Source organism: Pseudooceanicola spongiae, assembly GCF_014899185.1.
GTDB classification, from domain to species: Bacteria; Pseudomonadota; Alphaproteobacteria; order Rhodobacterales; family Rhodobacteraceae; genus Pseudooceanicola; species Pseudooceanicola spongiae.
On the sequence record NZ_CP045201.1, the window covers coordinates 1,319,330 to 1,341,403 of the forward strand.

The following is a 22,074-nucleotide window of genomic DNA, read 5'->3' on the forward strand; positions in this document are numbered from 1 at the left end:
CACGGCCGCATGTCTTGCTGGCCGATGGAGATCCGCATGCTCAGTCAGCCGAACATCACAGGCCCCAAACCCGGCAACGCCAGACGCACCGCCTTCACAGATCTGCCCGCCGGGACGCAGGCGGCGTTGCTCTGCAAGGATGCGCGCTTCCAGCGTTTCGCGGCGCAGCAATGCGGCTACAGCGCCAGCTTCTTCACCGAGGACTTCACGGCAGCTTGGCTGCGCGACCAGTGCAACATTCTCAGCCGCGCCGACCTGCACAGCGACGCGCAGGCCCTTGCCAGGTTCAACGTCCTGATCACCGAGTTCGACGCCTGGACGGGCAAGATCGCGGCACCGCGCTAGGAGCCATCATGTCCGAAGCACCCGCCCCCACTTGGCTCAAGATCGCCGCAGGCGTGGCACTGATCGGCATCGCCGTCTGGGCCGCTGTTGAAGCGCCAATCGTCTACGACCCCGCCAACGCCGCAGGCCAGCGCGACGCCTGTGCAAAGCTCGATTGCGCCATCTACCCCACCTCGCCCGAGACGAAGGGACACCCCATGTCAGACCACTCCACCGGAAAGACTCCGATGAAAGAGACCGAGGCCGACAAAGCCGTCCGCGATGGTGCGTTCCGCGTCACCGGCGCCGAGTTGCGCGCTTTCATCGAACGCATCGAGCGGCTGGCGGCCGAGAAAAAAGACCTCGCCGACCAGCAGAAGGAGGTCTTCGCCGAAGCCAAGGGCCGGGGCTACGACACCAAGATCATTCGCCGCGTCATCGCCCTGCGCAAGCGCGTGCCTGACGACATTGCCGAGGAAGAGGCGGTGCTGGAGATGTACAAAGAAGCCTTGGGGATGGCCTGATGGATGGCTCTGACCTCTTCGGCATTCTGGCCGATCCCTCACCCAGTCCCGTGTACGCCGAAGCTCGCCCCCTGATCGTCGACAGCTTTGCAGGCGGCGGGGGCGCCAGCACCGGGATCGAGCTCGCCCTTGGGCGCAGCCCTGGCATCGCCATAAACCACAACGCCGCCGCGCTGGCGCTGCATGCCGCCAATCACCCGGAGACCCTGCACCTGTCCGAGAACGTCTTTCGGGTCGATCCTCTGGATCACCTGCAGGGCCGCCACATCGGGCTGATGTGGTTCAGCCCCGACTGCAAACACTTCTCCAAGGCAAAGGGCGGCAAGCCGGTCGAGCGCAATATCCGCGACCTCGCCTGGATCATTCCGGGCTGGATTGATCGGCTGCAGCGCAAGGGTGGCCGCGTCGATGTCGTGATCATGGAGAACGTCGAGGAGTGGAAGGATTGGGGCCCGCTCGTGCAGACCGCGCGCGGGTTGATGCCCTGCCCGGACCGGCGCGGCGAGACCTTCCGGGCGTGGCAAAAGAAGATCCGCCGTCTGGGCGGCAAGATGCAGACGCGCGAGCTGCGCGGCTGTGACTATGGTGCGCCAACCATCCGCAAGCGTCTCTTCGTCATCATCCGCTTTGATGGCAAGCCCATCGTCTGGCCCGCGCGGACGCACGGCGCGCCCGACAGCTCAGAGGTGATGTCCGGTCAGCTGCAACCATGGCGCGCGGCGGCGGAGTGCATCGACTGGTCGCTGCCATGTCCCTCGATCTTCGAGACCTCCGCCGAGATCCACGCCCGCCACGGCCTGCGCGCCAAGCGCCCTCTCGCGGCCAACACGCTGGCCCGCATCGCGCGCGGCATGAAACGCTATGTGCTGGACGCCGAGCGCCCCTTCCTGGTCAACCTCACCCACGGCACGCGGCTGGAAGATCTGGACGAGCCTTTCCAAACGATCACCGGAGCGCATCGGGGCGAAAAGGCCCTCGCCGCCCCAAGCCTGACGCGGTTCAACGGCGGTGCGACAGGATCCGACCTGCGCGCCCCGGCGCAGACGATCACAGCCAACAGCTGGATCAAGCGCCCCGGCCGCGCGGCCCCGCTGGGTCTGCTGGCCCCGTCACTGATGTCGCTCAAGGGCACGGCGCGTCGCGACAGTGCGGTCACGGCGCCGCATCCGACCGTACTGGCCGGCGGCGGCCACAGCGCTCTGATCGCGCCGGTTCTGACCTACGCCCAGCAGGGCGGCGCCTGCCGCCCGGCAACCCTGCCCCATTCCACAATCTGCGCCAGCCGCAAGGATCAGAACGCCGTCATCATCCCGACGCTCATTCAGACCGGATACGGAGAAAGGCCGGGACAGGTACCTCGATCTCTCGACATCACAAAGCCGCTTGGCACCGTTGTCGCTGGAGGCATCAAGCACGCCGTCGCTGCTGCGTTCCTTGCCCAGCAGAATGGAGGGCCGCGCATGGACTCGAGCACAGGCCGTGACCTGAAAGGGCCTAACTCCACGATCACCGGCAGCGGAAGCCAGCAAACGCCCGTCGCGACCTTCTTCGCCAAGTACTACGGCACAGGCGATGGCGCCCGCACCGACGCGCCTTGCCACACGATCACCGTCAAGGATCGCATGGCGCATGTTCAGGCGGCTTTGCAGGTGCCGCCGTTCACCGAAGCCCACGCGCCCCGCGCGCACGCTGTGGCCGAGTTCCTGCGCGCCCATGGCGTCTGGGACGGCGGCGATGTCGTCACTATGGAGATCGATGGCGCCACCTACGTCATCACCGATATCGGCCTGCGCATGCTCACCCCGCGCGAGCTGTTCAACGCCCAGGGCTTTCCGCCAGATTACGTCATCGACGGCCACTGGCAGGAAACCGACGGGGCTTGGGAGTTCCAGCCCTTCACCAAGGATGTCCAGGTCAGCTGCTGCGGCAACAGTGTGTGCCCGCCCCTGGCAGAGGCACTGGTCAGGGCGAACTGCGCCGAGCTCGCGGCCTCGACCGAGGACGGCGCGCCCACTCCGACGCACTCGGTCCCGAGCCACCAAATCCCACCACTAAAGCCGATCAACGACTTGCAACCGAACCACATTCAATGCCGGAAAGGGTCTTAGGATGGCCGCACCCCGCCCCTCACTTGCCGTAAAAGAAGCAACCGCCGCGCAGATGCTCGACTTGCGGACGCCGCACTTCCGCAAACTTGTCGCCGCAGGCGCCCTGCCGCAGCCGTTCCAGATCGGCGACGCGCAGCGCTGGCGTGTTGATGAACTGCAGGCCATCGTCGCCGGCGTCGCAGCAAAGACACATGAGGATTTCGAACTATGAGACGGCCCCCCAAGCCGAAGATCTCAAAGCCCTACCTGACGTGGAAATGGAACCCGCGACGGCTGCTCTGGGAGCCCTACCACCGCGTCACTTGGTCCGAAGACGGCAAGCGCAAGGAACGGGCCCTCAAGCTGGACTGGCAAGGGGATCAGCAGGAATTGGACCGACTGTACTGGGAATGTCAGGCAGGACGGAGCGAACGTCAGATCGCGCCCGCGAAACACACTTGGCAGGAGCTGATCGTCGCATGGCGCAACGATCCGCGCGTTCAGGGCAAACTGGCGGACGGCACAAAGCAAAGCTATCGGCGCACGATGGACGCGATCCTGCAGAAGAACGCGGCCAAGGACGTCCGCCACACCACCCGCAAAGCCCTCAGGACGGCGCACGACAGCCTGAGCGCAACGCCTCGCAAGGCGGACAAGTACCTGCAGACCGTCTCCCTGCTGTGGAACTACGCCGCGCGCAAACTGGACTGGCCCCTTGGCGACAACCCCGCCAGCGGCATTGATCACTTCGGCAGGCAGCGAGAGTTCGAGCCTTGGCCCGACTGGATGGTCCGCGCCCTGTCGTCCGCCCCCGCGAACGTGCGCACCGCCGCCGAAATCATCCTGAGCACCGGGCAGAGGCCGAACGCGGCGATCACCTTGCGCTTTGAGCAGATCCATGGCGAATGGATGACCGTGCGCGACGAAAAGGCAGGCGCATGGCTGGAGGTGTACTGCCCAACCGACCTGCGCGACTACGTCAAGCAAGTGCCGATCAAGGGCGCCCACCTGCTCGCGAAGAATATCAGCGAGCCGCTGGGGTACGACGCGATCGAAAGAGCCTTCCGAACCTGGCGCGACAGTCTGGGCGACAACGCGAAGCCTTTCAGTCTGCACGGGCTGAGGAAGCTGGCCATCATCCGACTGGCCGAGGCAGGCTGCAGCGACGCCGAGATCCAGGCGGTGACAGGCCAGAGCGCGGAGATGGTCGCCTTCTACCGCTCGAAAGCGAGTCGCAAAACACTCAGCCGCGCCGCGCAGAAACGCCGCGAATGACAGCCAGACGAACCGGGAACGAAACAAGGCTGTGTGAGTGGCCTGTGGGAGTCGTGACAAAGCAGCGCCTGAAAGCGCTGCCGGAGTCACACCTGAAAAGATGGAAAAACATTGTAAAAACAATGTGGTACCCAAGGCCGGACTCGAACCGGCAAGCCTTGCGGCGGGGGATTTTGAATAGCTTCGATAGTGAACAAAATCAGAGTGTTAGCATTGTTCCGAGCCCGCACACATACCAAGAACAGACCGTAAAAGCGGGCTCAGCCATGAGCCGCTATGCCAAACCCGCTCACAAGCGCGTTTCGCGGGTATTGGGCTACTGCCTGACCCTTGGCGGCGCGGATGCTTGGTCGGGCTTTGCCGCCGTTGCTGCTGCCTGGAGTGCCCCCATCGAGTGGTCCAGTTTGAATGTTAGTGCATGGTCGGTCGTTGGTCTATCGGGACGATGCTTTTGGGCGCTGGCGGCCGGTATCCCAAAGCACTGTGAGGCCTGACCGTATTGTAGTGACGCCGCCAGCGTTCGATAAGGATCTGGGCCTCGCGTAACGTGGTGAAGACTTCACCGTTGAGCAGCTCATCCCGGAAACGGGCGTTAAAGCTCTCGCAGTAGCCGTTCTCCCACGGTGAGCCTGGGGTGATGAATGCGGTTTTTGCGCCCACGGCACCGATCCAGGCACGCACCTTCTTGGCGATAAATTCTGCGCCATTGTCCGACCTTATGTATTCCGGCGGGCCGCGTGAGGCATGAACAGATCCGTCAAAGCATCGAGCACATCCGTTGAATTGAGCCTGCGTTTGACCCGGATCACCAGCGCCTCCCTCGTGAACTCAGCAATGATATTCAGCGTGCGGAAGATCCGCCCGTCGTGGGTCCGGTCCTGAACAAAGTCATAGGACCAGACATGGTTCGGGCGCTCCGGCCGCAGCCTCACACATGACCCGTCATTGAGCCAGAGTCGGCCCTTCTTCGGCTGTTTTTGCGGGACTTTGAGCCCTTCCCGGCGCCAGATCCGCTCGACGCGCTTGTGGTTTACATGCCAGCCGCTGTTGTTCAGCATGCCGGTGATCATGCGATAGCCATAGCGCCCGAACTCTTCGGCCAGCGCGGTGATGTCCTCGGTTAGCCGGGCTTCGTCCGGCAGACCGCAGGGCACTTTGCGCTGCGTAGAGCGATGCTGACCCAATGTGCGGCAAACCCGGCGCTCCGATACGCTGAGGGTTTGCCGCACATGGTCGATGCACCGCCTACGGCGGGAAGGGCTCAGTAGTTTCCCCGTGCAGCTTCGGCCAGGATCATCTTGTCCAACGTCAGATCCGACACGGCACGTCTGAGCCGGGTATTCTCAGCCTCCAGCTCTTTCAGCCGCTTGAGCTGATCCCGGCTCATGCCGCCATACTCCTTGCGCCACCGATAGTAGGTCTGAACCGTGACACCGATTTGCCGCACGGCCTCCTGAACTGATTTGCCTTGCCCTTGCAGCACTTCAACTTGTCGCAGCTTCAGCACGATATCCTCGGGCTTCTCTCGCTTGCCAGCCATCTCGTCGTCCTCCTGAAAACGGGATAACTCTATCCCAAAAGGTGGACCACTTCAGTGGGGGCATTCCACCCCGACAGCGCGCGGCCCGATCACTCCGGCGGGCGCGGCGCGCTTTTATTCACACGGAAATTTCTCACTCATAGCAATTGCCATTCCAACAGAAGCGGGTGAATCCCACTTCTCAGGATGGTCACGCGCCCAGTTTACGAAGGTTTGCACGCGTGCAAAATGACTAACGCGAGCGTTGTTTGAAAGAGAAGGTATTGAATCGAAACCATTGTCATTTCCTCCACAGTTGAGAGTTCCAATCTCCCCAACGCCTATCATCATCCCCAAGCACATTCCCGAATTGCCTGACCAATGATCGGCTAACACCTCATCACAAAATGGCAGCACATCTTGAACCGACACAAAATCGAGTGCTTGGCTAGATCCTGGAATTATGAATGCCAAAATTGATGCTAGAGCTTTCATTTTAACCGAACCCCAATGCTGCCACCATTTTCCTGAATAAATACCACACCGGCATCCTCCAGCGCTTTACAGATTTCTGCTATCGCATTTGGTGATGCAGAAAGCGCCCCTGAACCCTCTGCCCTTTTCACTGTAGGGATCGAGACGCCGCTTGCCTCAGCAACTCGCGCTTGCGTCCATCCAAGAAGCGACCGCGCCGCCTTAATTTGATTACCTGTCATTTTCCCCATTGATCCCTAAGGATCAATCGTGCATATTGATCCTTAGGGATCATAACACATCAGGAGAACCTGACAATGACCAATGAACGCGTTTGCGCGAACAATGCCCCTATGCCTGCGGAATCGGTCAAAGCGTGGCAAAATGAATCCGTTCACGGGCTGGCCCTCTGTGCCGAACATATTTTCAAAGACCATATCCAAAAGGCTGAGGACTTACGCGCCCAAGAGGCTTCTTACAGGGCGGGCCTACCGAAAACACCAGACGACGCGCTTAGGTCAGGTCTCCGGGTCATCCACCCAGAGGGCGAGGATTACCCCGAAGGAGTTGAGGAAGCCCTGCACCTCTCTTTTGCGTTAGAGGCCATGCTTCGCAAAGGCGAGCTAGATGAGGCCGGGCCCAGCCACGACGCCGCGCTGTACGTTGCAGACCGCATCACGCTCGCAATGCAGCTGGTTGTCCGGCAACTGGACTACCTTTCCGACGTTCTCGGAAGTCCGGGCCGGGTCGCGCGCGATTTCCCCTAAGTGCAAAACTTTCATTAACAGTTGACGTCGCGCCTTTATGAGTGTTAGTCACAAAGCATGAAACTTGGTGAACTCATAAAAGTCGTCGCATCAGCGTTCAAGGTCGAGGAGAAGACCGTGAAGCTTTATGCCCGTACCATCCGGGAAGCCGGATTGCTGACCACTGGTGCGCGGGGCGTCAACGCCCCCGACATGCAGCCACGCGACCTCGCCCGCATCGCCATTGCCTTCCTCGGCGCAGACGGCCCGTCCAAGGCGGTCGAGGCGGTCACCCAGCTTGGTGCCGTAACCGTTAACAAGACGATGAACACGGGGACCGTTCCCGACTTTGCAGAAAGCGATCTGGCCGAAAGTCTGGAAGACACATTGGCCGAATTTTTCTGCGGGCGCGGCTCCGTGGTGTCGATGAAGCAACTCGAAATCTCGCGCGAATTGAAGCTCGCCAAAATGTCATTCCAAGCTGGCGAAGTCTGTTTCGATGGAACGGCGGAAGAGGTTGAAGCCACCATTCTGGGCGGCGTCGGGATGCAGACCGTTGGCCGCATCAACGCAAGCGCCCTCATGGAAATCACCGTCGCGTATATGAAGGAGGTCTAATGGCTGCCCTGCAACCCCTCTTTGTTGATGACAGGACTGCCGCGAAACTGTTCTGCCTCTCGCGCGCCGAATTCCTCGACCTGATCCGTCAAGGCCACCTGCCCGCCCCGACCAAGCTGGGCACCTATGACCGCTGGGACGTGGAAGAGCTTCTGCGCATTGCGAAGGGTGAACGCGCCCGGCCAGACGAAGGCTTGGAACTGTGACGAAGCTGCCGCAAAAGCCCCGCCTCGAATGGAAAATGGTTCGCGGAGTTATCACGCCTCGGCATCGCGCCAGCTACACAGTGAACGGCAAACGCCGCGAACGTGTGGTCACCTTGGACTGGCAGGACGATCCCCAGGAACTGGATCGCCTCTATTGGCTTTGTGAGCGCGGAAATCACCCGATCCAAAAGCCCAAGCCTCCAGCTACGAGCTGGCGCGTTTTGGTTGAAGCATGGCGCAAAGATCCGATCAAACAGAAGAGCCTAAGCGACGAAACAAAGCGTTCCTATCGCCGAACGATGGATGCCCTTCTGGAGAAGAATGAGAGCAAAGACGTCAGCAAGACAACACGGCAGCACGTTCGCGCGATCCAAGCGCGGCTGGCCGATACGCCGCGCAAAGCTGATCACACAATCCAAGTTATCCGAATGCTCTGGAACTACGCCAAAAAGACGCTCGATTGGCCCCTTGGGGAAAACCCGGCGGCAGAGATCAAATTGTTCGGCCCCCAACGCGAACTGCCTGCATGGCCTGAATGGATGGTCAAAGCGCTCCCTACCGCACCGGCTGATGTGCGCACGACCTCCGAACTGATCCTCGGGACGGGTCAACGCCCAAACGCGGCGATCAACATGCGTCGCGATCAATTTGACGGCGAGTCGATGATTGTCTGGGATGAAAAAGGCGACGTTGCCCATGACGTATTCTGCCCGCCCCGGCTGGCTGCATTTGTGAAGGGCCTTCCCATCGAAGGGCAGCACTTGCTGGCAAAGAACCTGACGCAACCCAAGGGCTATGACTCGGTCGAAAAGCAATTTCGGAGCTGGCGGAAAACCTTGGGCGACAAGGCTGCCCCCTACTCGCTTCATGGCCTGCGCAAATTGGCAATTGTCCAGCTTGCAGAGGCTGGCTGTAGCGACGCGGAAATTCAGGCCGTCACCGGGCAATCGGCCCAGATGGTCGCCTTTTATCGCGCCAAGGCCAGCAAGAAGCGCCTGTCGAGAGCCGCACAGAATCGAAGAGATCAGAACAAGAACGGAACATGAAAGCGGGCTCAGCCTGTGGGCTCAAACCTCTCAACACTGTTCAACGTGAGTATCTAAGATGAATGAAAACACTGTAAAAACAATGTGGTACCCAAGGCCGGACTCGAACCGGCAAGCCTTGCGGCGGGGGATTTTGAATCCCCTGCGTCTACCATTCCGCCACTTGGGCCCAAAACCTGCATATCCTGCGGGTCGGGACTCTTCCTTAGCCTCAGCACAAAGCGGCGTCCAGAGACAAAAATGCCGGAAATTCGGCGCTCTGGCAAAAGACTGCAGAGATGTCACGCAACCTACATCGCAAAACCCCGACCAGCGCTTGACCGCTGCCCCCCTGCATGGTCTGTGAGCCCGAGAAACAGGCCCGATTTGCGGCACAGACAGGACCCGGCAGGACATTGATTAGATCCCTTTATGACTGGACGATCCGTATGGCGGATCACCCGAATGCCCTCTGGGTTCTGGCGCTCATTTCCTTCGTGGAAAGCTCGTTCTTTCCCATTCCGCCAGACCTGCTGATGATCCCGATGATCATCGCCCGGCCCAACCGCGCCTTCACCATTGCCGCTGTCGCCATGGCGGCGTCAGTGCTGGGCGGCCTGCTCGGGTATGCGATCGGCGCGCTCGCCTTCGACAGCATCGGCCGGCCCATTCTGGAATCGCTCGGCAAGGCCGACTCGATCGAGGTCTTCAACGAGAAGTTCAACCAAGCAGGCTTCTGGGCCGTGCTGCTGGCGGGCATGACCCCCTTCCCCTACAAGGTCATCACCATCATGTCCGGCTGGACCGGCATGAACCTGGCCACCTTCCTCATGACGTCGATCCTGGCGCGTGGCCTGCGGTTCTTCATCATCGCAGGGTTGCTGTGGAAGTTCGGCTCACCCGTTCGTGACTTCATCGAGAAGCGTCTGGGCCTTGTGTTCATTGTATTTTTCGCCATCCTCATCGGAGGATTCCTTCTGGTGAAATACATATGACCTTTCGATTTTCGGTGCTGATCGCTGCGGCGGGCTCTGCCGCGCTCCTGCTGGGGGCGCTCGGCTTTCAGTTCATCGGCGGGCTGGCGCCCTGTCATTTGTGCCTGCTGCAACGCTGGCCGCATCTGGCGGCGATTGCAATCGGCGCTCTGGCGTTGGCCACGCAACAGCGCATCTTTGCGCTGTTCGGTGCGCTGGCGGCGGCGATCACCGCCGGCATCGGCATCTATCACACCGGGGTTGAGCGCGGCATCTTCGAGGGGCCGACCACCTGCACCTCCGGCCCTCCCGGCTCGCTCAGCTCGGAACAGCTGTTCGACAAGATCATGAACGCGCCGCTGATCCGCTGTGACGAGGTTGCCTGGCAGATGCTCGGCCTCTCGATGGCCTCCTGGAACGCCATCATCTCGCTGATCCTCGTCGGCTTCTGGCTCTACGCCTTCAAACGCAGCCGCTAAGCGGAACAGGTGTCGATCGGCAGCACGCTGAGCGATTTCACCCGCCGCGAAGCGAACTGCACCGTCAGATCCCGGATCACGATGGCGCTGGTGATGCGCCCGCGCACCCGGTCGAAATCGGCCATGTCGCGCACCACGACGCGCAGCGTATAGTCGTAGCTGCCCGCCAGCTGGTGCGCCTCCATCACCTCGGGGATGGCGTCGACAACGGCGGCAAAGGCCTCGTGCCAGCCCGCGTCCTGCTGCGGCGCCGAAACCCCGACAAAGACCGTCAGCCCCAGCCCCACCAGCTCAGGATCGACCAGCGCGACACGGGCGCGGATGATCCCGGCATTCTGCAATTTCTGGATCCGCTTCCAGCACGGCGTCTGCGACAGCCCGACCCGTTCGGCCAGCCGCGACACCGGCTGGGTGGCATCCCCCATCAGGGCGGCAACAAGTTTGCGGTCAATCCGATCAAGCGTCATGGCGTCCTCCGGCGTCTGTTCTGCCCTCAGTCTGCCATTTAAAAATATAAAGTCTACCGTCTTTATCGTCTTTAAGCGGAAAGCCGACCTTGCCAGCCGAATATTGCGGGTTTAACGTCTCTTCATGATCACCCAGAAAACAAAATATGCTCTGAAATCGCTCATGGCTCTCGGGGCCCTCGAAAAGGGCGAAGCGCTGACCATCGAAGAGGTCGCGCAACGCTCCGGCGCGCCCAAGCGGTTTCTGGAACATATCCTGCTGGAGATGCGGCGCGCGGGCTTTCTGGGGGCCAAAAGGGGGCGTTCGGGCGGTTATTTCCTGATCCGCGAGCCGGGCAAGATTTCCCTAGGCGAGATCCTACAGCAGATCGACGGCCCCATCGCGCCGCTGCCGTGCCTGTCGCGCCGCGCCTATCAGAAGTGTGATGACTGCACCGACGAAGAAACCTGCCAGCTGCGCCGTGTCTTCAGCGATGTGTTCTACAGCTATCTGCTGCTGATCGAATCCCTGACCCTCGCGGACCTGCTGAAGGCCCCCGAACTCGCCGGGCTCAGCATCACCGCAGCAACAGACCCCTCGCTTCTCGGCACCGCAGGAGAATAATCTTCTCCGCACCGCCCGCAGAACGGTGAACCTTATCTCTCGATAAATCTACTAACTCGGTAGATATTTAGGACATCCCCCGAGCGCATCCCGCGCCGTTCCGAAAGGAGGTCCTGAATGACCCTGAACAGATCGCTTGCACCCGCCCTGAAACGCGTCGCCCTTGCGGCGTTGTTCGCTGGCAGCACGGCCATTGTCACCCTGCCGATCCTCGCCGATGCGGCCCTGGCCGAGACGAAACTGCTCAACGTCAGCTATGATCCGACGCGCGAATTCTACCGCGCCTATGATGCCATGTTCTCTGAATGGTGGCAGGCGCAGGGCAATCCGCCCGTCACCGTCGAACAAAGCCACGGCGGCTCCGGCGCGCAGGCCCGCGCGGTGATCGAGGGGCTCGACGCCCAGATCGTCACGCTCGCCCTCGCCTCGGACATCGACGCCATTGCCGCGCGCAGCCCCGCCGTGCCGAAAGACTGGCAGAGCAAGCTGCCGCACAACGCCTCGCCCTATACCTCGACCATCGTGTTCCTTGTGCGCAAGGGCAACCCCAAGGCCATCACCGACTGGGGCGATCTGATCGGCGACGGCGTTCAGGTGATCACGCCGAACCCCAAGACCTCCGGTGGCGCGCGCTGGAACTTCCTCGCCGCCTGGGGCTGGGCGCTGAAACAGCCCGGCGGCAGCGACGAGACGGCGAAGGACTACGTGACCAAGCTCTACAGCCACGTCCCCGTTCTGGACAGCGGCGCACGCGGGGCCACGACCACCTTCGCACAGCGCGGCGTCGGGGATGTCCTGCTGGCGTGGGAGAATGAGGCCTTTCTGGCGCAGGCCGAAATGGGCAAGGACGCCTTCGACATCGTCGTGCCCTCCGTCTCGATCCTCGCCGAGCCGCCGGTCGCCCTGGTCGAGGGCAACCTGACAGACGACGCACAGCGCGCCGCCGCGCAGGCCTACCTCGACCACCTCTACAGCCCCGAGGCGCAAGCCCTCGCCCTGGCGCACTACTACCGCGCCTGGGACACCTCGCTTGCCAAACCCGAAGACATCGCCCGCTTCCCCAAGCTCGACCTTGTCACCATCGCCGATTTCGGCGGCTGGGCGAAAGCACAGCCCGAATTTTTCGGCAACGGCGGCATCTTCGACCAGATCTACGAGGAATAGGGGCCATGCTGCGCACCACCTCGCCCCTGCCCGGTTTCGGCCTCGGCATGGGCATCCTTCTGCTGGCCCTCTCCATCGTGGTGCTGCTGCCGCTCGGCGCTCTGGTCGGGCAAGGCGTGGCGATGGGTCCGGCCGAGCTGGCCCAGCACCTCGGCTCCAAACGGGTTGCCTCGGCGCTGACCCTCTCGTTCCGCGCCGCGCTGATCGCCTCGGTGTTCAATCTGGTCTTCGGGCTGGCCCTCGCCTGGGTGCTGACCCGCTACCGCTTTCCCGGCCGCCGCATCATCGACGCGGCTGTCGACCTGCCCTTCGCCCTGCCCACGGCAGTCGCCGGCATCGCCCTGACGGCGCTCTATGCCCCCACCGGCGTCTTTGGCAGCGCCCTCGCCCACCTCGGCCTTCAGGTCGCCTACACGGAGGTCGGCATCTGGCTCGCCCTGATCTTCGTCGGCCTGCCTTTCGTGGTGCGCACCGTGCAACCGGTGATCGAGGAAATCGACGCCGAGGTCGAGGAAGCCTCTGCCACCCTGGGCGCCAGCCGCCTGCGCACCCTGCGCCGCGTCGTGCTGCCCACCCTCGCGCCCTCGCTGATGACCGGCTTCGCCCTCGCCCTCGCCCGCTCTGTCGGGGAATACGGCTCGGTCATCTTCATCGCCGGAAACCTGCCCAACCAGACCGAGATCGCCCCCCTGCTGATCGTCATCCGGCTGGAGGAATATGACTACAACGCCGCCGCTGCCATCGGCCTCGCCATGCTCGGCATCTCGTTCACCATGCTGTTTGCCATCAACGCCACACAGGTCTGGAACCGTAGGAGGATTGGACATGTCTAATAACCGCATACTGCCCCGTCACGCCACAACCCGCGCCCCGCAACCGCGCCGCGCCCTGCCTGCCGCTGCCGGTTTCGTGTTGGCCGCCCTCGCCGGAGCGCTCGGCCTCTGCGTCACCATCGCGCTCTGGATCACCGGCGCACCGCTGCTGCTGGTCCTCGCCTGCTACTGCGCCGCGCCGTCGCTGCTGGTCGCCCCAATGGGATACGTCGCTCTGCGCCGGGCGCCGCGCCGCGCCCACCTGCGCCGCTTTAGCGAAGTTGACAGCCATGTCTGACATCCCCCTCTATCGCCCCGCAGACGTCACGACCGAGGCCCGCCCGGCCCGTATCGTGATCACCAGCGTCATCCTGATCCTGACGGCGCTGCTGCTGCTCGCCCCCCTCGCCGCGGTCTTTGCCGAGGCGCTGCGCGACGGGCTCGGCGCCTCTCTCGCGGCGCTGAACACCCCCGACGCATGGGCTGCGATCCGCCTGACGCTGCTGATCTCGGTCATCGCCGTGCCCCTCAACGCAGCGATCGGCCTTGCCGCCGCCTGGGCCATCGCCAAGTTCGACTTTCGCGGCAAGGCGATCCTGATCTCGCTGATCGACCTGCCGTTCTCGGTCTCGCCGGTCGTCGCGGGCCTGTCGCTGGTGCTGCTGTTCGGCAGCTCCGGCTGGTTCGGCGCCTGGCTGAGTGCCCACGACCTGCGCGTCGTCTTCGCCGTGCCGGGCATCCTGCTCGCCACCCTCTTCGTCACCTTCCCCTTCGTCGCCCGCGAACTGATCCCGGTGATGAGCGAACAGGGCCGCAGCGAAGAAGAAGCCGCCCTGACTCTGGGCGCGACCGGCTGGTACATGTTCCGCACCGTGACCCTGCCCAACGTCCGCTGGGCGCTGCTCTATGGCGTGCTGCTGTGCAACGCCCGCGCCATGGGCGAATTCGGCGCTGTCGCGGTGATCTCGGGCAAGATCCGTGGCCAGACCACCACCATGCCGATCCTGATCGAGATGCTCTACAACGAATACCTCTCGGTCGCCGCCTTCTCGATGGCCGCGCTGCTGGCCGCCCTCGCCCTGCTGACCCTTTTGCTGAAATCCCTGATGGAATGGCGCCACGCCGATCTGCTCGCCGCCACCCGCAGACACTGAAAATCCGCCACTGAAGTCACTGAAAAGGAGACCGAAATGCATATCGAGATCGACGAAATCGCCAAGAGCTTTGCCGCAACGACCGCCCTGCACCCCGTCTCGCTCGCCATCCCCTCCGGCGCGATGGTGTCGCTGCTCGGCCCCTCAGGCTCCGGCAAGACCACCCTGCTGCGCATCATCGCCGGGCTTGAGGCGCCGACCTCCGGCCGCGTCCTGTTCGACGGCGCCGACGCCACCGGCATCACCGTCCAGCAGCGCCGCGCCGGCTTCGTCTTTCAAAGCTACGCCCTGTTCCGCCACATGACCGTCTATGAAAACATCGCCTATGGGTTGCGCGCCCGGCCCCGCAGCACCCGCCCCGCCAGCGCCGAGATCGAGCGCCGCGTCACCAAGCTGCTGGAGCTGATCCAGCTGCCCGGCATCGCCAGCCGCTATCCCTCCCAGCTCTCGGGCGGCCAGCGTCAGCGCGTCGCCCTTGCGCGGGCCCTCGCGACCGAGCCGCGCGTACTGCTGCTGGATGAGCCCTTCGGTGCCCTCGACGCCCGCGTGCGGCGCGAGCTACGTGCCGGTCTGCGTGACATCCACGACGCCACCGGCCTGACGACCATCTTCGTCACCCACGATCAGGACGAAGCGATGAGCCTGTCGGACATGGTCGCCGTCATGTCCATGGGCCGGATCGAGCAGGTCGGCACCCCCGTCGACATCCGAAAACGCCCGCAGACCGACTTCGTGCGCCGCTTCATCGAACAGCCCGCGCTCGTGTGAAACACGACTGACCGGCCCCTCAGGTTCGGCCGGTCAGGCCTTCCCCTTACCCGCACAGATCTGCACCTCGGTGCCCCAATCCGCGCAACGCGCGCTCAGATCGGGGTGCAGCGCCCGGTCGGTGAAGAACATGTCGACGTTCTGCAAAGACGCGATCCGCGCCGGCGCCGTGCGCTTGAACTTGGTATGATCCGCCACCAGCAACGTCCGCCGCGACCGCGTCAGGATCGCCTGACTGACGCCAACCTCCTGCACGTCAAAGTCCAGAATATCGCCGTCATTGTCGATCGCCGAACAGCCAATCACCCCGATATCGAACTTGAACTGCCGGATCGCCGCTGTGGTGATATCCCCGATCAGCCCGCCGTCCGAATGCCGCAGCGACCCGCCCGTCACGATCACATTGCAGTCGCGGTTCTGCGACAGGATGTTGGCCACGTTCATATTGTTGGTCACCACCAGCAGGTTGCGATGGTGCATCAGCTCGACCGCGACGGCCTCGGTGCTGGTGCCGATGTTCAGGAACACCGCGCAGTTTTCCGGGATCTGCGCCGCACAGGCCCGCGCGATCGCCGTCTTGCCGTCCGCGTTCAGCCGCCGCCGCTCCTCATACCCGATGTTGGTCGTGCCCGAGGGCAGCACCGCCCCGCCATGCACCCGCTCCAGCCGCCCGGCATGGGCAAGGTCGGACAGATCGCGCCGGATGGTCTGCAACGTCACGCCGAAATGTTCGGCCAGCCCCTCGACCGTGACCTTGCCTTCGCGGCGCGCAATATCGAGGATCTCTGGATGGCGGATGGTCTGCGACATGATGCGGTCCTTTGCTAAACCGAAAAGAAACGCGCCAGTGCGAACACGTCAATAGAAATCGAGGGGGGCGATTCCAGCCGAATGCTGCTCTGCAGCGATCATTTCCGGCGAAACCCACAGCAGCGCACCCCATATCATCGAACATTTTCACCAGCAAAGTCCATGACTTATCCGCCATTTCCTCCAATACGAAAAAAAACGAAAACAAAGCTTGTTCTTTTGGGCAAAGTTTCAGTAACCTTTCGGTAAGCAAATCAGGCTCAGGGGAGGGGTCCAGCGTGCAAGCCAGCGACGATATCTGTGACCTGCTGGTCATCGGCGGCGGCATCAACGGATGCGGCATCGCCCGGGACGCTGCGGGGCGCGGCCTGTCGGTCACGCTGGCGGAAATGTCCGACCTCGCGTCCGCCACGTCTTCCGCCTCGACCAAGCTGTTCCACGGCGGATTGCGCTATCTCGAATACTTTGAGTTCCGGCTGGTCCGCGAAAGCCTGATCGAACGTGAAACCCTGCTGCGCGCCATGCCGCACATCAGCTGGCCGATGCGCTTTGTGCTGCCCTACCACCCCGACATGCGGTTTGAGAGTGATACGCCCACCTCCCGCCTGATGAACATTGTCATGCCGTGGATGAAGGGCCGCCGCCCTGCATGGCTGATCCGCCTCGGGCTGTTCCTCTACGACACGCTCGGCGGTCGCAAGATCCTGCCCCCGACGTCCAGCCTTGACCTGAAGACAGCGCCCGAGGGCGCGCCTCTGGAAGACCGTTTCGAGAAAGCCTTCGAGTATTCCGACTGTTGGGTCGAAGACTCCCGCCTCGTCGTCCTGAACGCCCGTGACGCCCAAGCGCGCGGCGCGACCGTCCTGACCCGCACCAAGGTCCGCTCTGCGCATCAAAGCGATGGCATCTGGCACGTCACGCTGGAAGACGTCGAAACCGGCACCACCAGCACCGTCCACGCCCGCATGATTGTTAACGCCGGTGGGCCTTGGGTCGGCAACATCATCTCCAACACCATCCGCTCCAACAGCACCGATGGCGTGCGTCTGGTGCGCGGCAGCCATATCGTGACCCGCCGCCTGTTCGACCACGACAAGAGCTATTTCTTCCAGGGCACCGACGGGCGGATCATGTTCGCCATTCCCTACGAGACCGACTTCACCCTGATCGGCACCACGGATCAGGAACACACCGACCCCGACGAAAAGCCCGTCTGCACGCCAGAAGAGCAGCGCTATATGGTCGATTTCGTCAACGCCTACCTGAAGCACCCGATCTCAACCGACGACATCGTCTGGAGCTATTCCGGCGTCCGCCCGCTCTATGATGACGGCGCAAGCTCGGCCACCGCCGCCACCCGCGACTATACACTGAAGGTCGACACCAGCGCCGGTGCCCCCGTGCTCAACATCTTCGGCGGCAAGATTACCACCTACCGCCGCCTCGCCGAAAGCGCGCTGGAGCTGATCGGAGACCACTTCACCGACCTGCCCGGCCCCTGGACCGCAGGGGTCGCCCTGCCCGGCGGCGATTTCCCCGTCGATGGCGTCGCGGCCCAGATCGCCAGCCTGCAACGCGACTTCGCCTTTCTGGACGATGTTTGGGCCCGCCGCCTGATCCGCGCCTATGGCACCGAAGCGCGCCAGGTCCTGAAGGGCGCGACAACCGCCGACGACCTTGGCCAGCGCTTTGGCTACAACCTGACGGCGCGCGAAGTCGACTGGCTGATGCGCTTTGAATATGCCCGCAGCGCGCAGGATGTCCTGTGGCGCCGCTCGAAACTGGGCCTGCGACTGTCGGAGGAGGACACCGCAGAGCTTGAAACCTACATGACCGCACGTCGTGCGCAGCTTGTGTCGGAGGCCGCCGAGTAAAAACGGCCAGGAGGAGGAGGCAATGACACTGAAACTTGAGGGCGTGAGCAGCGTCGTCGGCGCGACGACGCATATCCACGACACCACGCTGACGCTGGAAAAGGGCACGATGAACGTGCTGCTGGGGCCGACCCTGTCGGGCAAGACATCCCTGATGCGTCTGATGGCCGGGCTTGATGCGCCGACCAAGGGCCGCATCCTCTGGAACGGCACCGATGTGACCGGCCAGCGCGTGCAGGACCGCCGCGTCGCCATGGTCTATCAGCAGTTCATCAACTACCCCTCGATGACCGTCTACGACAACATTGCCTCGCCCCTGCGCCTGCTCGGCATCGACAAGGCCGAGATCGACACCCGCGTCCGCGACACCGCTGCGCTGATGAAGCTGACCCCCATGCTGGAGCGCAAACCGCTTGAGCTGTCGGGCGGCCAGCAACAACGCTGTGCCCTCGCCCGCGCACTGGTCAAGAACGCCGGTCTGGTACTGCTTGATGAGCCCCTCGCCAACCTCGACTACAAGCTGCGTGAAGAACTGCGTGCCGAAATCCCCAAGATCTTTGAGGAATCCGGCGCGATCTTCGTCTACGCCACCACCGAACCCGAAGAAGCCCTGCTGCTCGGCGGCAATTGTGCGACGCTGTGGGAGGGCCGCGTGACCCAGTTCGGCCCCACCGCCACCGTCTATCGCAACCCCAATAACGCCACCACGGCACGCGTCTTCTCCGACCCGCCGATGAACTTCCTGCCCGTGGAAAAGCGCGGCAACCGCGTGACTTACGGCACCGCAGGCGAGATCTCTGCCGACACCCTCGCCCCCGGTCTGGCGGATGGTCGCTATATCGCCGGCTTCCGCCCCAACCACCTCAGCCTTGAGCCCCACGCCGGTGCCATCGCCTTCGACACCGCCCTCACGGTGACCGAGATCACGGGCTCCGAGACCTTCGTGCACCTCGACTATCACGGCGCCCGCTGGGTCGGTCTGATCCACGGCATCCGCAACCTCAGCCCGGGTCAGTCGCTGCCGGTCTACCTCGACGCCTCCCGCGTCTATCTCTTCGCCGAAGACGGCCAGCTCGTCGCCTCGGCGCCCTATGCGGAGGCCGCATAATGGCCAAGATCACCCTCGACAACCTCGCCCATTCCTACATGGCCAACCCAAAGGCGGACGATGACTTCGCCCTCAAGGAACTCAACCACGACTGGGCCGATGGAGAGGCTTACGCCCTGCTCGGCTCGTCGGGCTGTGGCAAGTCCACCCTGCTCAACATCATTTCCGGCCTGCTGATCCCCAGTCAGGGCCGGGTGCTGTTCGATGGCCGTGACGTGACCCATGCCCCGACGGCAGACCGCAACATCGCGCAGGTCTTCCAGTTTCCCGTGGTCTACGACACCATGACCGTGCGCGAAAACCTCGCCTTCCCGCTGAAGAACCGTGGCATGGACGCGGCCGAGATCGCCCGCCGGGTCCAGCGCGTCGGCAAGATGATCGACATGGAGGCGCAGCTGAACCACAAGGCGCGCGGCCTCACCGCCGACGCCAAGCAGAAGATCAGCCTTGGCCGTGGCATGGTGCGCGAAGACGTCAACGCCCTGCTGTTCGACGAGCCCCTGACCGTCATCGACCCCCACATGAAGTGGGAGCTGCGCACCCAGCTGAAAAAGCTGCACCACGATTTCGGCCACACGATGATCTACGTCACCCACGACCAGACCGAAGCCCTGACCTTCGCCGACAAGGTCGTCGTCATGTACGATGGCCGCGTCGTCCAGATCGGCACCCCGCAGGAGCTGTTCGAGCGCCCCGCGCATACGTTCGTTGGTTACTTCATCGGCTCGCCGGGCATGAACCTGTTCGACGCTGAGGTCGATGGCCGCACCGCCCGCATCGCCGGAACCCCGGTTGATCTGGGCGACGCTTACGCGGGCACAGGCACCATGCAGATCGGTGTCCGCCCCGAATTCATCCGCCTCTCGACGACAGACGAGGGCATCCCCGCGCGCCTGCGCCGGGTGGAGGACGTGGGCCGCCACAAGATCCTGCGGCTTGAGGTAAACGGTCATGAAATCAACGCCATATCCGGTGAAGGTGATGTGATACCTGAAGGTGCCAACCGCATCACTTTTGCGCCCGAAGGCGTCAACGTCTACGCCAACGACTGGCGCATCTCCCCGCAAGGAAAGGCCGCCTGATGAACAAGACCGTCAATCAAAAGGCATGGTTTCTGGTGCTGCCGGTGCTGCTGCTGGTCGCCTTTTCTGCCGTCATCCCGCTGATGACCGTGGTGAATTATTCGGTGCAGGACACCTTCGGCAACAACCAGTTCTTCTGGGCCGGCCTCGACTGGTTCCGTGACATGCTGGCGAGCGAGCGGATGTGGGATGCCCTCGTGCGGCAGCTGATTTTCTCCGCCATCATCCTCGCCATCGAGATCCCGCTGGGCATCTTCGTGGCGCTGCATATGCCCAAAAAAGGCTTCTGGTCGTCCTTCTGCCTTGTCACCATGTCGCTGCCGCTGCTGATCCCCTGGAACGTCGTCGGCACCATCTGGCAGATCTTCGGGCGCGTCGACATCGGCCTGCTCGGCTATACCCTCGACGCCCTCGGGATCGACTACAACTACACCCAGAACACCATCGACGCCTGGGTCACCGTCATCGTCATGGACGTCTGGCACTGGACCTCACTCGTCGCCCTGCTGGCCTATGCGGGTCTGCGCTCGATCCCCGACGCCTACTATCAGGCGGCCAAGATCGATCAGGCCAGCCGCTGGGCCGTGTTCCGCTACATCGAGCTGCCCAAGATGGCGGGCGTGCTGATGATCGCGATCCTGCTGCGCTTCATGGACAGCTTCATGATCTACACCGAGCCCTTCGTCGTCACCGGCGGTGGCCCCGGCAACGCCACGACCTTCCTGTCGATTGATCTGGTGAAAATGGCCCTCGGTCAGTTCGACCTCGGCCCGGCGGCTGCCTTCTCGCTGATGTACTTCCTCGTCATCATGCTGATTTCATGGGTGTTCTACACCGTCATGACCAACCTCGACAAAAGGGACGGCGTGCAATGACCGATACCACCGTTTCCACCACCCGCCTCGGCACACGCAGCCACGCGAAAGCGCGTACATGGCGGCCCTCGGCCTCGCTGATCGTCATGGCGCTCTACCTGATCTTTCTGCTGCTGCCGATCTACTGGCTGATCAACATGAGCCTGAAGACCAATACCGAGATTTTGGGCAGCTTCTCGCTCTGGCCGCAGGACCTGACGTTGGCGAACTACGAAAAGATCCTGACCGACCCGAGCTGGTACATGGGCTATGTCAATTCGCTGATCTACGTGGTGATGAACATGGTGATCAGCCTCGCCGTCGCCCTGCCCGCCGCCTATGCCTTCAGCCGCTATTCCTTCATGGGCGACAAGCATCTGTTCTTCTGGCTGCTGACCAACCGCATGGCGCCGCCCGCCGTCTTCGCGCTGCCGTTCTTCCAGCTCTATTCCTCGATCGGGTTGTTCGACACCCACATCGCCGTGGCACTGGCACACTGCCTGTTCAACGTGCCGTTGGCGGTCTGGATCCTTGAGGGCTTCATGCGCGGCGTCCCGAAAGAGATCGACGAGACCGCCTATATCGACGGCTACTCCTTCCCGCGCTTCTTCATCCAGATCTTCACGCCCCTGATCGCGAGCGGCATCGGCGTCGCCGCGTTCTTCTGCTTCATGTTCTCCTGGGTCGAGCTGTTGCTGAGCCGCACCCTCACCTCCGTAGATGCCAAACCCATCGCCGCGACCATGACCCGCACCGTCGGCGCCGCCGGTGTCGATTGGGGCGTGCTGGCCGCAGCAGGTGTGTTGACAATCGTTCCCGGTGCGCTCGTGATCTATTTCGTCCGCAATTACATAGCCAAGGGCTTTGCCCTGGGGAGAGTCTGATGAGTGCATTTCCACCCCGCGTTTTCATCCAAGATAAAATCGACAAGCTTGAGGTCGGAGACGTCACCACGCTGCCCGAACTTTGCGGCGATTTCTGGGACGACATCCCCAACTCCGTGAAACCGGAAGAAGGCAAACGATTCAAGGAGGAGGTTGCCCAGCGCCAATGGCCGAACCTTCGCCAAGTCACTGAAAGCGCGTCCGAACGCTCGGGCGACCAGCAGTACATAAGGACCTGACCA

The 22,074-nt window shown here is 62.7% G+C and carries 28 protein-coding genes, 1 tRNA gene and 1 pseudogene; 24 read left to right on the forward strand and 6 right to left on the reverse strand.

Going from position 1 to position 22,074, the window contains the following annotated elements:
* Positions 1-36: 36 nt before the first annotated feature.
* The 6 genes from F3W81_RS06260 to F3W81_RS20795 all read left to right on the forward strand — a co-directional run bounded on the left by F3W81_RS06260 (position 37) and on the right by F3W81_RS20795 (position 4,704).
* On the forward strand, positions 37-345 hold the full coding sequence (locus tag F3W81_RS06260; protein WP_226941883.1) for a hypothetical protein: 309 nt from the start codon (positions 37-39) through the stop codon (positions 343-345).
* A gap of 197 nt (positions 346-542) precedes the next feature.
* Positions 543-848: a DUF2312 domain-containing protein gene (locus F3W81_RS06265; protein WP_407692475.1), complete on the forward strand. Its 306-nt coding sequence runs from the start codon at positions 543-545 to the stop codon at positions 846-848.
* Complete coding sequence (locus F3W81_RS06270; protein WP_193082770.1) at positions 848-2,956, forward strand: DNA cytosine methyltransferase; 2,109 nt, start codon at positions 848-850, stop codon at positions 2,954-2,956. Before F3W81_RS06265 ends, F3W81_RS06270 begins: the two co-directional genes overlap by 1 nt.
* Position 2,957: 1 nt before the next feature.
* On the forward strand, positions 2,958-3,167 hold the full coding sequence (locus F3W81_RS06275; protein ID WP_193082771.1) for a hypothetical protein: 210 nt from the start codon (positions 2,958-2,960) through the stop codon (positions 3,165-3,167).
* Positions 3,164-4,210, forward strand: coding sequence for a tyrosine-type recombinase/integrase (locus F3W81_RS06280; protein ID WP_193082772.1), 1,047 nt, complete (start codon positions 3,164-3,166; stop codon positions 4,208-4,210). Before F3W81_RS06275 ends, F3W81_RS06280 begins: the two co-directional genes overlap by 4 nt.
* Positions 4,211-4,263: 53 nt before the next feature.
* A complete protein-coding gene (locus F3W81_RS20795; protein ID WP_226942006.1) occupies positions 4,264-4,704 on the forward strand; it encodes a hypothetical protein in 441 nt (146 codons plus the stop codon).
* On the opposite strand, the pseudogene F3W81_RS06285 reads toward F3W81_RS20795, so the two are convergent.
* The 3 genes and pseudogenes from F3W81_RS06285 to F3W81_RS06295 form a co-directional block, all read right to left on the reverse strand.
* Positions 4,622-5,750 (reverse strand): annotated as a pseudogene (locus tag F3W81_RS06285) (IS3 family transposase). The gene F3W81_RS20795 and the pseudogene F3W81_RS06285 sit on opposite strands and share 83 nt — an antisense overlap.
* A 114-nt stretch (positions 5,751-5,864) precedes the next feature.
* The gene (locus F3W81_RS06290) at positions 5,865-6,224 is read right to left on the reverse strand and encodes a Rap1a/Tai family immunity protein (RefSeq protein ID WP_193082773.1); all 360 of its coding nucleotides are present in this window, start codon (positions 6,222-6,224) and stop codon (positions 5,865-5,867) included.
* Positions 6,221-6,445 (reverse strand): helix-turn-helix domain-containing protein, encoded by a 225-nt coding sequence (locus tag F3W81_RS06295; protein WP_226941884.1) that lies wholly within the window; start codon positions 6,443-6,445, stop codon positions 6,221-6,223. The genes F3W81_RS06290 and F3W81_RS06295 overlap by 4 nt, the downstream gene beginning before the upstream one ends.
* A 75-nt stretch (positions 6,446-6,520) precedes the next feature.
* Between F3W81_RS06295 and F3W81_RS06300 the strand changes: the two genes are divergently transcribed.
* Genes F3W81_RS06300 through F3W81_RS06315 form a run of 4 tightly spaced genes read left to right on the forward strand, consistent with a single transcriptional unit; the run spans position 6,521 to position 8,819 of the window.
* A complete protein-coding gene (locus F3W81_RS06300; protein ID WP_193082775.1) occupies positions 6,521-6,970 on the forward strand; it encodes a hypothetical protein in 450 nt (149 codons plus the stop codon).
* Positions 6,971-7,027: 57 nt separating this feature from the next.
* Complete coding sequence (locus F3W81_RS06305; protein ID WP_193082776.1) at positions 7,028-7,567, forward strand: hypothetical protein; 540 nt, start codon at positions 7,028-7,030, stop codon at positions 7,565-7,567.
* Positions 7,567-7,773: a helix-turn-helix transcriptional regulator gene (locus F3W81_RS06310; RefSeq protein WP_193082777.1), complete on the forward strand. Its 207-nt coding sequence runs from the start codon at positions 7,567-7,569 to the stop codon at positions 7,771-7,773. Before F3W81_RS06305 ends, F3W81_RS06310 begins: the two co-directional genes overlap by 1 nt.
* Positions 7,770-8,819: a tyrosine-type recombinase/integrase gene (locus F3W81_RS06315; protein WP_193082778.1), complete on the forward strand. Its 1,050-nt coding sequence runs from the start codon at positions 7,770-7,772 to the stop codon at positions 8,817-8,819. Before F3W81_RS06310 ends, F3W81_RS06315 begins: the two co-directional genes overlap by 4 nt.
* An 85-nt stretch (positions 8,820-8,904) precedes the next feature.
* Here F3W81_RS06315 and F3W81_RS06320 read toward each other — a convergent pair.
* A tRNA-Leu gene (locus tag F3W81_RS06320) sits at positions 8,905-8,988 on the reverse strand.
* 226 nt (positions 8,989-9,214) lie between these two features.
* Between F3W81_RS06320 and F3W81_RS06325 the strand changes: the two genes are divergently transcribed.
* Both F3W81_RS06325 and F3W81_RS06330 read left to right on the forward strand, forming a co-directional pair.
* Complete coding sequence (locus F3W81_RS06325; RefSeq protein WP_193082779.1) at positions 9,215-9,793, forward strand: YqaA family protein; 579 nt, start codon at positions 9,215-9,217, stop codon at positions 9,791-9,793.
* A complete protein-coding gene (locus F3W81_RS06330; protein WP_193082780.1) occupies positions 9,790-10,251 on the forward strand; it encodes a disulfide bond formation protein B in 462 nt (153 codons plus the stop codon). Before F3W81_RS06325 ends, F3W81_RS06330 begins: the two co-directional genes overlap by 4 nt.
* Here the strand turns inward: F3W81_RS06330 and F3W81_RS06335 are convergent.
* Positions 10,248-10,718: an Lrp/AsnC family transcriptional regulator gene (locus F3W81_RS06335; protein ID WP_193082781.1), complete on the reverse strand. Its 471-nt coding sequence runs from the start codon at positions 10,716-10,718 to the stop codon at positions 10,248-10,250. The two genes, F3W81_RS06330 and F3W81_RS06335, sit on opposite strands and share 4 nt — an antisense overlap.
* Before the next feature lie 124 nt (positions 10,719-10,842).
* Between F3W81_RS06335 and F3W81_RS06340 the strand changes: the two genes are divergently transcribed.
* The 6 genes from F3W81_RS06340 to F3W81_RS06365 all read left to right on the forward strand — a co-directional run bounded on the left by F3W81_RS06340 (position 10,843) and on the right by F3W81_RS06365 (position 15,220).
* The gene (locus F3W81_RS06340) at positions 10,843-11,322 is read left to right on the forward strand and encodes an RrF2 family transcriptional regulator (protein WP_193082782.1); all 480 of its coding nucleotides are present in this window, start codon (positions 10,843-10,845) and stop codon (positions 11,320-11,322) included.
* Positions 11,323-11,439: 117 nt separating this feature from the next.
* Entirely contained in the window at positions 11,440-12,486 is a 1,047-nt protein-coding gene (locus tag F3W81_RS06345) for a sulfate ABC transporter substrate-binding protein (protein WP_193082783.1), read from the forward strand.
* A 5-nt stretch (positions 12,487-12,491) separates the two neighbouring features.
* Positions 12,492-13,319 (forward strand): sulfate ABC transporter permease subunit CysT, encoded by an 828-nt coding sequence (gene cysT / locus F3W81_RS06350; RefSeq protein WP_193082784.1) that lies wholly within the window; start codon positions 12,492-12,494, stop codon positions 13,317-13,319.
* Complete coding sequence (locus tag F3W81_RS06355) at positions 13,312-13,596, forward strand: hypothetical protein (RefSeq protein WP_193082785.1); 285 nt, start codon at positions 13,312-13,314, stop codon at positions 13,594-13,596. The genes cysT and F3W81_RS06355 overlap by 8 nt, the downstream gene beginning before the upstream one ends.
* Complete coding sequence (cysW, locus tag F3W81_RS06360) at positions 13,589-14,452, forward strand: sulfate ABC transporter permease subunit CysW (RefSeq protein WP_193082786.1); 864 nt, start codon at positions 13,589-13,591, stop codon at positions 14,450-14,452. The genes F3W81_RS06355 and cysW overlap by 8 nt, the downstream gene beginning before the upstream one ends.
* Before the next feature lie 36 nt (positions 14,453-14,488).
* On the forward strand, positions 14,489-15,220 hold the full coding sequence (locus F3W81_RS06365; protein WP_193082787.1) for a sulfate/molybdate ABC transporter ATP-binding protein: 732 nt from the start codon (positions 14,489-14,491) through the stop codon (positions 15,218-15,220).
* Positions 15,221-15,253: 33 nt separating this feature from the next.
* Here F3W81_RS06365 and F3W81_RS06370 read toward each other — a convergent pair whose 3' ends face one another.
* The gene (locus F3W81_RS06370) at positions 15,254-16,030 is read right to left on the reverse strand and encodes a DeoR/GlpR family DNA-binding transcription regulator (protein WP_193082788.1); all 777 of its coding nucleotides are present in this window, start codon (positions 16,028-16,030) and stop codon (positions 15,254-15,256) included.
* 278 nt (positions 16,031-16,308) lie between these two features.
* Between F3W81_RS06370 and glpD the strand changes: the two genes are divergently transcribed.
* Genes glpD through F3W81_RS06400 form a run of 6 tightly spaced genes read left to right on the forward strand, consistent with a single transcriptional unit; the run spans position 16,309 to position 22,071 of the window.
* Positions 16,309-17,904 (forward strand): glycerol-3-phosphate dehydrogenase, encoded by a 1,596-nt coding sequence (gene glpD, locus F3W81_RS06375; RefSeq protein ID WP_193082789.1) that lies wholly within the window; start codon positions 16,309-16,311, stop codon positions 17,902-17,904.
* Between the two features lie 22 nt (positions 17,905-17,926).
* A complete protein-coding gene (locus F3W81_RS06380; protein ID WP_193082790.1) occupies positions 17,927-19,012 on the forward strand; it encodes an ABC transporter ATP-binding protein in 1,086 nt (361 codons plus the stop codon).
* Entirely contained in the window at positions 19,012-20,094 is a 1,083-nt protein-coding gene (locus F3W81_RS06385; protein WP_193082791.1) for an ABC transporter ATP-binding protein, read from the forward strand. Before F3W81_RS06380 ends, F3W81_RS06385 begins: the two co-directional genes overlap by 1 nt.
* A complete protein-coding gene (locus F3W81_RS06390) occupies positions 20,094-20,969 on the forward strand; it encodes a carbohydrate ABC transporter permease (protein WP_193082792.1) in 876 nt (291 codons plus the stop codon). Before F3W81_RS06385 ends, F3W81_RS06390 begins: the two co-directional genes overlap by 1 nt.
* On the forward strand, positions 20,966-21,832 hold the full coding sequence (locus F3W81_RS06395) for a carbohydrate ABC transporter permease (RefSeq protein WP_193082793.1): 867 nt from the start codon (positions 20,966-20,968) through the stop codon (positions 21,830-21,832). The genes F3W81_RS06390 and F3W81_RS06395 overlap by 4 nt, the downstream gene beginning before the upstream one ends.
* On the forward strand, positions 21,832-22,071 hold the full coding sequence (locus F3W81_RS06400) for a DUF1413 domain-containing protein (protein ID WP_193082794.1): 240 nt from the start codon (positions 21,832-21,834) through the stop codon (positions 22,069-22,071). The genes F3W81_RS06395 and F3W81_RS06400 overlap by 1 nt, the downstream gene beginning before the upstream one ends.
* The last annotated feature ends 3 nt before the right edge of the window (positions 22,072-22,074 follow it).

Bases quoted from the DNA above. Each gene is read 5' to 3' on its own strand.
- F3W81_RS06310 (WP_193082777.1), top strand. From the start codon at position 7,567: ATGGCTGCCCTGCAACCCCTCTTTGTTGATGACAGGACTGCCGCGAAA.
- F3W81_RS06365 (WP_193082787.1), top strand. From the start codon at position 14,489: ATGCATATCGAGATCGACGAAATCGCCAAGAGCTTTGCCGCAACGACC.
- F3W81_RS06280 (WP_193082772.1), top strand. From the start codon at position 3,164: ATGAGACGGCCCCCCAAGCCGAAGATCTCAAAGCCCTACCTGACGTGG.
- F3W81_RS06275 (WP_193082771.1), top strand. From the start codon at position 2,958: ATGGCCGCACCCCGCCCCTCACTTGCCGTAAAAGAAGCAACCGCCGCG.
- F3W81_RS06330 (WP_193082780.1), top strand. From the start codon at position 9,790: ATGACCTTTCGATTTTCGGTGCTGATCGCTGCGGCGGGCTCTGCCGCG.
- F3W81_RS06400 (WP_193082794.1), top strand. From the start codon at position 21,832: ATGAGTGCATTTCCACCCCGCGTTTTCATCCAAGATAAAATCGACAAG.
- F3W81_RS06260 (WP_226941883.1), top strand. From the start codon at position 37: ATGCTCAGTCAGCCGAACATCACAGGCCCCAAACCCGGCAACGCCAGA.
- F3W81_RS06270 (WP_193082770.1), top strand. From the start codon at position 848: ATGGATGGCTCTGACCTCTTCGGCATTCTGGCCGATCCCTCACCCAGT.
- F3W81_RS06300 (WP_193082775.1), top strand. From the start codon at position 6,521: ATGACCAATGAACGCGTTTGCGCGAACAATGCCCCTATGCCTGCGGAA.
- F3W81_RS06370 (WP_193082788.1), bottom strand. From the start codon at position 16,030: ATGTCGCAGACCATCCGCCATCCAGAGATCCTCGATATTGCGCGCCGC.
- F3W81_RS06265 (WP_407692475.1), top strand. From the start codon at position 543: ATGTCAGACCACTCCACCGGAAAGACTCCGATGAAAGAGACCGAGGCC.
- F3W81_RS06355 (WP_193082785.1), top strand. From the start codon at position 13,312: ATGTCTAATAACCGCATACTGCCCCGTCACGCCACAACCCGCGCCCCG.
- F3W81_RS06380 (WP_193082790.1), top strand. From the start codon at position 17,927: ATGACACTGAAACTTGAGGGCGTGAGCAGCGTCGTCGGCGCGACGACG.
- cysW (WP_193082786.1), top strand. From the start codon at position 13,589: ATGTCTGACATCCCCCTCTATCGCCCCGCAGACGTCACGACCGAGGCC.
- F3W81_RS06385 (WP_193082791.1), top strand. From the start codon at position 19,012: ATGGCCAAGATCACCCTCGACAACCTCGCCCATTCCTACATGGCCAAC.
- F3W81_RS06390 (WP_193082792.1), top strand. From the start codon at position 20,094: ATGAACAAGACCGTCAATCAAAAGGCATGGTTTCTGGTGCTGCCGGTG.
- F3W81_RS06290 (WP_193082773.1), bottom strand. From the start codon at position 6,224: ATGAAAGCTCTAGCATCAATTTTGGCATTCATAATTCCAGGATCTAGC.
- F3W81_RS06345 (WP_193082783.1), top strand. From the start codon at position 11,440: ATGACCCTGAACAGATCGCTTGCACCCGCCCTGAAACGCGTCGCCCTT.
- cysT (WP_193082784.1), top strand. From the start codon at position 12,492: ATGCTGCGCACCACCTCGCCCCTGCCCGGTTTCGGCCTCGGCATGGGC.
- F3W81_RS06305 (WP_193082776.1), top strand. From the start codon at position 7,028: ATGAAACTTGGTGAACTCATAAAAGTCGTCGCATCAGCGTTCAAGGTC.
- F3W81_RS06335 (WP_193082781.1), bottom strand. From the start codon at position 10,718: ATGACGCTTGATCGGATTGACCGCAAACTTGTTGCCGCCCTGATGGGG.
- F3W81_RS06395 (WP_193082793.1), top strand. From the start codon at position 20,966: ATGACCGATACCACCGTTTCCACCACCCGCCTCGGCACACGCAGCCAC.
- F3W81_RS06295 (WP_226941884.1), bottom strand. From the start codon at position 6,445: ATGACAGGTAATCAAATTAAGGCGGCGCGGTCGCTTCTTGGATGGACG.
- F3W81_RS06340 (WP_193082782.1), top strand. From the start codon at position 10,843: ATGATCACCCAGAAAACAAAATATGCTCTGAAATCGCTCATGGCTCTC.